The organism is Kluyvera sp. Awk 3 (genome assembly GCF_028069715.1).
GTDB classification, from domain to species: Bacteria; Pseudomonadota; Gammaproteobacteria; order Enterobacterales; family Enterobacteriaceae; genus Kluyvera; species Kluyvera georgiana_A.
The window spans coordinates 1-8,298 of sequence record NZ_JANEWH010000175.1 but is presented as its reverse complement, the minus strand read 5'-3'; the positions used below and the strand labels follow the sequence as shown (position 1 = coordinate 8,298).

General features: G+C 55.1%; 8 protein-coding genes and 1 pseudogene. 4 read left to right on the top strand and 5 right to left on the bottom strand.

The window, feature by feature from the left end; all coding sequences use genetic code 11:
- Positions 1-206: 206 nt before the first annotated feature.
- A pseudogene (yjjY, locus tag NNN71_RS22380) lies at positions 207-348 on the bottom strand (protein YjjY).
- A gap of 96 nt (positions 349-444) precedes the next feature.
- Between yjjY and arcA the strand changes: the two are divergent.
- Positions 445-1,161: a two-component system response regulator ArcA gene (gene arcA, locus NNN71_RS22375; RefSeq protein ID WP_015966004.1), complete on the top strand. Its 717-nt coding sequence runs from the start codon at positions 445-447 to the stop codon at positions 1,159-1,161.
- A 40-nt stretch (positions 1,162-1,201) separates the two neighbouring features.
- On the opposite strand, the gene creA is transcribed toward arcA, so the two are convergent.
- Positions 1,202-1,684, bottom strand: a complete 483-nt coding sequence (creA, locus tag NNN71_RS22370; RefSeq protein ID WP_163449309.1) for a protein CreA — start codon at positions 1,682-1,684, stop codon at positions 1,202-1,204.
- 211 nt (positions 1,685-1,895) lie between these two features.
- Here creA and robA point away from each other — a divergent pair, with 211 nt between their 5' ends.
- A complete protein-coding gene (robA, locus tag NNN71_RS22365) occupies positions 1,896-2,765 on the top strand; it encodes an MDR efflux pump AcrAB transcriptional activator RobA (RefSeq protein ID WP_163449310.1) in 870 nt (289 codons plus the stop codon).
- Here the strand turns inward: robA and gpmB are convergent.
- Entirely contained in the window at positions 2,762-3,409 is a 648-nt protein-coding gene (gene gpmB / locus NNN71_RS22360; RefSeq protein WP_163449311.1) for a 2,3-diphosphoglycerate-dependent phosphoglycerate mutase GpmB, read from the bottom strand. The genes robA and gpmB overlap by 4 nt on opposite strands.
- Before the next feature lie 53 nt (positions 3,410-3,462).
- Between gpmB and yjjX the strand changes: the two genes are divergently transcribed.
- Positions 3,463-3,981, top strand: coding sequence for an inosine/xanthosine triphosphatase (gene yjjX / locus NNN71_RS22355; RefSeq protein ID WP_167576908.1), 519 nt, complete (start codon positions 3,463-3,465; stop codon positions 3,979-3,981).
- A 57-nt stretch (positions 3,982-4,038) separates the two neighbouring features.
- Here the strand turns inward: yjjX and trpR are convergent, their stop codons facing one another.
- Entirely contained in the window at positions 4,039-4,368 is a 330-nt protein-coding gene (gene trpR, locus NNN71_RS22350; protein WP_163449313.1) for a trp operon repressor, read from the bottom strand.
- Between the two features lie 63 nt (positions 4,369-4,431).
- The gene (gene sltY / locus NNN71_RS22345; protein ID WP_271459367.1) at positions 4,432-6,369 is read right to left on the bottom strand and encodes a murein transglycosylase; all 1,938 of its coding nucleotides are present in this window, start codon (positions 6,367-6,369) and stop codon (positions 4,432-4,434) included.
- A 221-nt stretch (positions 6,370-6,590) separates the two neighbouring features.
- Here sltY and ettA point away from each other — a divergent pair, with 221 nt between their 5' ends.
- On the top strand, positions 6,591-8,258 hold the full coding sequence (gene ettA / locus NNN71_RS22340; protein ID WP_223803360.1) for an energy-dependent translational throttle protein EttA: 1,668 nt from the start codon (positions 6,591-6,593) through the stop codon (positions 8,256-8,258).
- Positions 8,259-8,298: the final 40 nt, after the last annotated feature.

Sequence of the window (8,298 nt, the reverse complement as noted above, 5' to 3'; positions counted from 1 at the left end):
AACTATTTTCATTCGCACATGGTGATAGTAATTGGATTCATCACATTTATCAGTTAACCTGTGCAACTAGTTGAGTTGTGGAAAAAATGTGATAGGCGTTATCATTCCAGAGCGATGATTTCACCAAACTGTTAACGTGCTACAATTGAATTTGATATATGTCAACGAAGCGTAGGTTTATTGGCAGTCTGGTGTCTCTTTGCCTGTTATGTTGCTGTTAAAATGGTTAGGATGACAACCGTTTTTGACACTGTCGGGTCCAGAGGGAAGAGTACCCACGACCAAGCTAATGATGTTGTTGACGTTGATGGAAAGTGCATCAAGAACGCAATTACGTACTTTAGTCACGTTACGCCGATCATGTTAATTTTCGACATGCATCAGGCAGGTCAGGGACTATTGGTACTTCCTGTTTCGATTTAGTTGGCAATTTAGGTAGCAAACATGCAGACCCCGCACATTCTTATCGTTGAAGACGAGTTGGTAACACGCAACACGTTAAAAAGTATTTTCGAAGCAGAAGGCTACGATGTTTTCGAAGCGACCGATGGCGCGGAAATGCATCAGATCCTGTCTGAAAATGATATCAACCTGGTAATCATGGATATCAACCTGCCGGGGAAAAACGGCCTTCTGCTGGCACGCGAACTGCGCGAGCAAGCAAATGTCGCCCTGATGTTCCTGACCGGCCGCGACAATGAAGTCGACAAGATCCTCGGTCTGGAAATTGGTGCAGATGATTACATCACCAAGCCGTTCAACCCGCGTGAACTAACTATCCGTGCACGTAACCTGCTGTCCCGTACCATGAACCTGGGTACCGTCAGCGAAGAACGTCGTAGCGTAGAAAGCTACAAGTTCAACGGCTGGGAGCTGGACATCAACAGCCGCTCTCTGGTGAGCCCGAACGGTGAACAGTACAAGCTGCCGCGCAGTGAATTCCGCGCTATGCTGCACTTCTGTGAAAACCCGGGCAAGATTCAGTCTCGTGCTGAACTGCTGAAGAAAATGACGGGCCGTGAGCTGAAGCCGCACGACCGTACGGTTGACGTGACCATTCGTCGCATCCGTAAACATTTCGAGTCTACGCCGGATACGCCGGAAATCATCGCCACCATTCACGGCGAAGGTTACCGCTTCTGCGGCGAGCTGCAGGAATAAGAAAACAAAACGGCGCGTTAAGCGCCGTTTTTTTTGCTCCCTACTTTGCCGCAGTGCCCCACGGCATAATCGGTACGGCGCTAATCGCATTTTTTGGCGAACCGTCCACCACCTTGTCGGAATAGGCCAGATAGGCGAGCACGTTGCGTTTTTCGTCATAGAAACGCACAACCTGTAGCGATTTAAACACCAGCGACGTACGCTTTTTAAAGACCACGTCACCGTCCGCTTTACCGCTCTTAATTTTGTCGCTGAGCTCAACCGGGCCAATCTGCTGGCAGGAAATGGCCGCATCCGAGGTGTCTTCAGCCAGCCCCAGCCCGCCTTTAATGCCGCCCGTCTTCGCCCGGCTGACATAGCAGGTCACGTTTTTGACATCGGGATCGTCAAAGGCCTCCACCACGATTTTATGATCCGGCCCAAACATTTTGAATACCGTATCCACAGAACCAATCTGCTCCGCGTGAACCGCCAGGCTGGAGACGCCGAGTAACAGACCTGCCATTAATTTCTTGTATTTCATATTGTTACCATTTCCGTCGATTGAGTTGTGTGATTATTCAACATCTAATTAGAAAGTGTTTAAAGATCACAGCTTTACAAAAAACAGCGCCGAATCTTATGTAAAAACGCATTTATGCATAAAAAAAACACTGAATGCTAAAACAGCAAAAGATGCTATTATCCGCTACTTTGGTAACAGGCACATAAGATTTTAAGGATGAGGGCACTTTATGGATCAGGCTGGAATTATTCGCGATCTCCTCGTTTGGCTAGAAGGGCACCTGGATCAGCCTTTATCGCTGGATAATGTGGCGGCAAAAGCGGGTTATTCTAAATGGCACCTGCAACGCATGTTCAAAGATGTCACCGGCCATGCCATCGGCGCTTACATTCGCGCCCGCCGTCTGTCTAAATCTGCCGTCGCACTGCGTCTGACTGCGCGTCCTATCCTGGATATCGCGCTGCAGTATCGTTTTGACTCCCAGCAGACGTTCACCCGCGCGTTTAAAAAGCAGTTTACGCTAACGCCGGCGCTGTATCGTCGCTCGCCGGACTGGAGCTCCTTCGGGATGCGTCCACCGCTGCGCCTGGGTGAGTTCACGATGCCAAAATACGAATTCATTACCCTACCGTCCACCCACCTGGTGGGCGTCACCCAGAGCTATACCTGCAAGCTGGAAGAGATTTCCGACTTCCGCCAGCAAATGCGAGTTCAGTTCTGGACTGATTTCCTCGGCAACTCACCTTCTATTCCGTCAATGCTTTACGGGCTGCATGAACCGCGCCCGAGCCTTGAAAAAGATGATGAGCAGGAAGTGTTCTACACCACGGCGCTCACACCGGAGCTGGCTAACGGCCACATCAACGATGCCCATCCGGTCACGCTGGAAGGCGGCGAGTACGTCATGTTCACCTATGAAGGGTTGGGAACCGGCCTGCAGGAGTTTATCCTGACGCTGTACGGCACCTGCATGCCAATGCTCAACCTGACCCGCCGTAAGGGCCAGGATATCGAACGCTTCTTCCCACAGGACGAAGCACGGCATCAGGAACCGCCAATTATGCTGCGCTGCGAGTACCTGATCCCGATTCGTCGCTAACGCTGTAGCTCATCCAGAGCAGGGGTATCGAGATGCGAGATATCCCCTGCCGTTTCCACCACCCATCCCGGCGCCAACCACAGGCTTTCCTGATAGTCCACCCGTGAGATAGAACAGTTACGCAGACGCAGACGACGCTCCGCGTGCGCGGGCAACCCCAGAATCGTACTCACCAGACAGCCCAGCGCAATCCCGTGGCTCACCAGCAACGGACGACTGCCCGGCGGCAGATCCAGACAGGCAGCCAGACCCGCGTGCATACGCTCGCTCAGCTCCTGCATCGACTCGCCCTGCGGAATACGACCATCCGGCGTGCCGTTGACCACCAGCCGACGCCACTCTTCTTCTTCTGCGGTCAGAGAATCAAGATGACGCTGCTCCAGCACGCCCATATCCAGCTCGCGCAGGCGCGCGTCCAGGGTCACGCCGCAGCCGCAGGCATCGGCAATGATCTCGGCGGTACGGCGCGTACGGCCCAGATCGCTGGCGATAACATGCGTGATGCCGTAGGTGCGCACGCGCTCCCCCACCTGCACCGCCTGCTGCTCTCCTTTAGCCGTCAGGGGGCTATCGGACTGGCCTTGAATACGCCGCTCGGCGTTCCAACGGGTTTCGCCATGGCGAACAAGATATACCTGTAACATGTTTTTTATCCGTTATACTGCGATGACATTTTATTATCTGAGTTGTGTAGATTATGCATCAAGTTGTCTCCGCTACCACCAATCCTGCTAAAATTCAGGCAATTCTTGCGGCTTTTGAGCTGATCTTTGGCGAAGGTACCTGCCAAATCGACGCCATCTCCGTCGATACGGGCGTACCAGAGCAGCCCTTCGGCAGCGAGGAAACCCGCGCCGGGGCGCGTAATCGTGTCGCGAATGCCAAAGCCGTACGCCCGGATGCGGATTTTTGGGTGGCAATTGAAGCAGGAATTGATGAAGGTGCGACCTTCAGTTGGGTGGTGATTGAAAGCCGCGACCAGCGTGGTGAAGCGCGTTCTGCAACGCTCCCGCTGCCAGAGATGATTCTCGAACAGGTGCGGGCGGGAGAAGCGCTCGGCCCGGTGATGTCGAAGTACACCGGCATCGATAAAATTGGTAATAAAGAAGGGGCGATTGGCGTCTTCACCGCCGGCGTGCTGACCCGCAGCAGCGTATACCACCAGGCAGTCGTACTGGCGTTAAGCCCGTTCCATAACGCGCTCTACCGCGAGTAGGCCTGATAATGCGAAGCCGCCATCAGGCACAACGGCGCACGTTGCCGGATGGCGGGCCTACCGTTGCGTTTTGGGCAGGGTTTGCTCCAGCCACTGGCGCAGCTCTACCGGTGCCGATTTGAGGCTGTTCGATCCACGGGTGATCGTCGCGATCCCCGCGCCCAGTTCGTTTTTCAGCTCACGCTGGCTCATTTCTCCGCGCAGCAGTTCTTCGATAATCCGCACGCGGGTGCCCAGCGCTTCGCGCTCATCCGGGGTCATCATTAAATTGAGCAACGGCAGCGCAAGGTCGTCGGTATATGCCAGACGCAGAAGCTCCACAAAGCGAAGCCACTCCTGGTTACGCTGCTCAGCCACTGTCGCTGAATAAGGGGATTGTTGGGTCATCTCGGGCCACCATGTTATGCATGTACTCTTAAACGAGTACAAGCATAACACAGGTCTAACCTATCAGTAACGCCGTTGCCATTCATTACTGCTGAGCACGTCTTCTTTCTGACCCATAAAGTGGCGATAGTAGGCGTCGTAAGCCAGCACGTTTTTGACATAGCCGCGCGTTTCCGAGAACGGAATGCTCTCGATAAAGGCCACCGCATCAATGCGCCCGGCGCTGTTACCAAGCCAGGTGCGCACGCGCCCAGGACCGGCGTTATACGCCGCTGAAGCAAAAATACGGTTATTTTCAAACTGCTGGTACACATACTGCAGGTAGCTGGTGCCAATATTGATATTGGTCTCAGGATCCAGCAACTGCGCCGGATTGCTGTAGCCCGGCAGATTAAACATTTTCACCGTATGGGTCGCGGTACCCGGCATAATCTGCATCAGACCGCTAGCGCCAACCGGCGACTTTACCTTCGGATTCCACGCGCTTTCCTGGCGCGCAATCGCCATGGCGTAGCTTTGCGGGATGTCTTTACCGGAGGTATAACGCACAAACAGGTCGTTATAAGCCAGCGGGAAACGCTCCTGTAGGTTATCCCACAGTTTACCCGCAATCGTCGCCTGCACGCTCAGATCCCACCAGTGTTGATCGAAAGCGTAACGCGCTAACTGTGCCTGCTCCGTCTGGGTGCGGCTGCTCACCAGGTTGGCCCACTCGCTGCGCGCCGTATTGTCCTGATTCCAGTACATTAACTCGCGTACGCGCGCCATTTCCGCCCCGCCGGTGAGCGCGGAGGAAATGGCCCCCGGCGCTTTTTCTACCCGCAGCGCGTAAGGTTCGCCCAGACGCTGCGCGGACACCATCGGATAGAAGCCGCGCTGCTGCATCAGCGACAGCAGGATGCTGCGCGCTTCGTCATCGCGTCCCCGCTCCATCAGCAGATCGGCTTGCCAGTAACGCCATTCATCCTTCTCTTTCGCTTCCATCGGCAGCCGCGCCAACCACGTATTCAAACCAGAACGATCTCCCGTGCCGAGCGCCATACGCACCCGGCGCTCAACCAACGAGGTCGACTGCGAGCGCATAATGGCATCATCACGCCAGCGCGCCTGTTCGTCGGTCACATCCGTTCCCATCAGACGCCAGGCAACGGTATCGCGCAGCTCCTGAGCTTGTTCGTCATTGAGTTGTTGCGCCTGAATCAACATCGGGATCATCAGACGCGCATTTTCCACGTCCTGACGCGCGACGCTGGTAAACGCTACCGCCGCCAGTTGACGGGTGAAATCCGTCGCCCCGGTTGTACGCGCAAAGGTCAGCACGGTATTTGGGTTATTGGCCAAATCAGTAATCGCCGTCGCGATAGTTTGATACTCAGCAGGCATTTGCGAGGCTAGCGCTTTCACCAGACTGGTGTTGCCCGCCTTCATTGCCAGACGAATGCGTTCAAGGTATGCCAGCGGATCCTGCGTCCCGGATGCCCGCCAGGCGCTGAACAGCGGATCGCAGGCATTAGGCCGACTCTGCCCGGTCAGCCACAGGGTTTTCGCGCCCTCCCAGGCTCCCTGGGTATCGCCCACATTGTATTTGGCATAGTAATAGTTGCACTGCGCCTCGGCGGTACCGGGCTTATCGGGGCTAAAAGCCAGCAGGCCACGCCAATCCTGGCGGCGAGCCAGCTCGTTGACGAAGCGGTTTTTAAGGGTACGGGCCGGAGGCAACGTTGGGTTAGCCTGCACAAAGTTGCTGACCGCTAACGTCGGAGTATTCATCAGGTCGCTGGTTATCTGGCGATATTGCAGGTACGGGTACAGCGGGTAATCCCGCAGGGTCGGCATCAGTTGCTCGACCACGTCCATCTGGCGGTTATCCCAGGCCTGTTTGATTTGCGCATAACGGCTACGTTGTTGATCCAGTGAATCGGCGCGGGCAACGCTACTGATTGTCAGCAGGCAGACACTGGCTGCCAGCAGACGCCACGTAAATTGTTGGGCTTTTTGCACAAGCTCTTCCTCGTTGTCACGTTACGTCGGTGCAGCATCATGCCGCGTAATCATTTGATGCTAACGACTGATCGGCTAATGCGCCACGCCATGAACACTTTTTTACGTTTTATCTGCGATGTCGCGCACCTGAATTTGCCTGCTGGGATTGGTCGGGGAAAACAGCTACACTTCGCCTTTGAAAACTCTATTCATCACGATAAAAAAGAGGCGAAGTCCACGTGGCTCAATTCGTTTATACCATGCATCGTGTCGGCAAAGTGGTTCCGCCGAAACGTCATATTCTTAAAAACATCTCGCTGAGCTTCTTCCCTGGCGCAAAAATCGGTGTTCTGGGTCTGAACGGCGCCGGTAAATCCACCCTGCTGAAAATCATGGCTGGTATCGATACCGATATCGAGGGCGAAGCGCGCCCGCAGCCGGGCATCAAGATTGGCTACCTGCCGCAGGAGCCGCAGCTGAACCCTGAGCATACCGTTCGTGAATCCGTTGAAGAAGCGGTTTCCGAAGTGGTTAACGCGCTGAAAGGCCTGGATGAAGTGTATGCGAAGTACGCTGAACCGGATGCCGACTTCGATAAGCTGGCCGCGCAACAGGGCAAGTTCGAAGAGATTATTCAGGCGCACGACGGTCACAACCTGAACGTGCAGCTCGAGCGTGCCGCTGACGCCCTGCGTCTGCCGGACTGGGATGCCAAAATTGCTAACCTCTCCGGTGGTGAACGCCGCCGCGTCGCGCTGTGCCGCCTGCTGCTGGAAAAACCAGACATGCTGCTGCTCGACGAACCGACTAACCACCTGGATGCCGAATCCGTGGCGTGGCTGGAACGCTTCCTGCACGACTTCGAAGGCACCGTCGTAGCGATTACCCACGACCGTTACTTCCTCGACAACGTCGCAGGTTGGATCCTGGAGCTTGACCGCGGTGAAGGCATTCCGTGGGAAGGCAACTACTCCTCCTGGCTGGAGCAGAAAGATCAGCGTCTGGCACAGGAAGCGTCTCAGGAAGCGGCTCGCCGTAAATCCATTGAGAAAGAGCTGGAGTGGGTTCGTCAGGGCGCGAAAGGCCGTCAGTCTAAGGGCAAAGCCCGTCTGGCGCGCTTTGAAGAGCTGAACAACACCGAATACCAGAAGCGTAACGAAACCAACGAACTGTTTATCCCACCAGGAGCTCGTCTGGGCGATAAAGTCGTTGAGGTCAGCAACCTGTGTAAATCCTACGGCGATCGCGTGCTGATCGACGATCTGAGCTTCTCAGTACCGAAAGGCGCCATTGTCGGCATCATCGGCCCTAACGGCGCGGGTAAATCCACTCTGTTCCGCATGATGTCCGGTCAGGAACAGCCTGACAGCGGCACTATCTCGCTGGGCGAAACCGTCAAGCTGGCCTCCGTTGACCAGTTCCGTGACGCAATGGATAACAGCAAAACCGTGTGGGAAGAAGTTTCCGGCGGGCTGGATATCATGAAGATCGGCAACACCGAGATGCCAAGCCGTGCCTACGTGGGCCGCTTTAACTTCAAAGGTGTGGATCAGGGCAAACGCGTCGGCGAGCTGTCCGGTGGTGAGCGTGGCCGTCTGCATTTGGCGAAGCTGCTGCAGGTTGGCGGCAACATGCTGCTGCTCGATGAACCGACCAACGACCTGGATATCGAAACCCTGCGCGCGCTGGAAAACGCCCTGCTGGAATTCCCGGGCTGCGCGATGGTTATCTCGCACGACCGTTGGTTCCTTGACCGTATCGCCACCCACATTCTGGATTACCAGGATGAAGGTAAGGTTGAGTTCTTCGAAGGTAACTTTACCGAATACGAAGAGTACAAGAAACGCACGCTGGGCGCCGATGCGCTGGAGCCGAAGCGTATCAAGTACAAACGTATTGCGAAGTAATTGCTCCCAAGCGGATGGCGCACGCCATCCGCTTTAATAA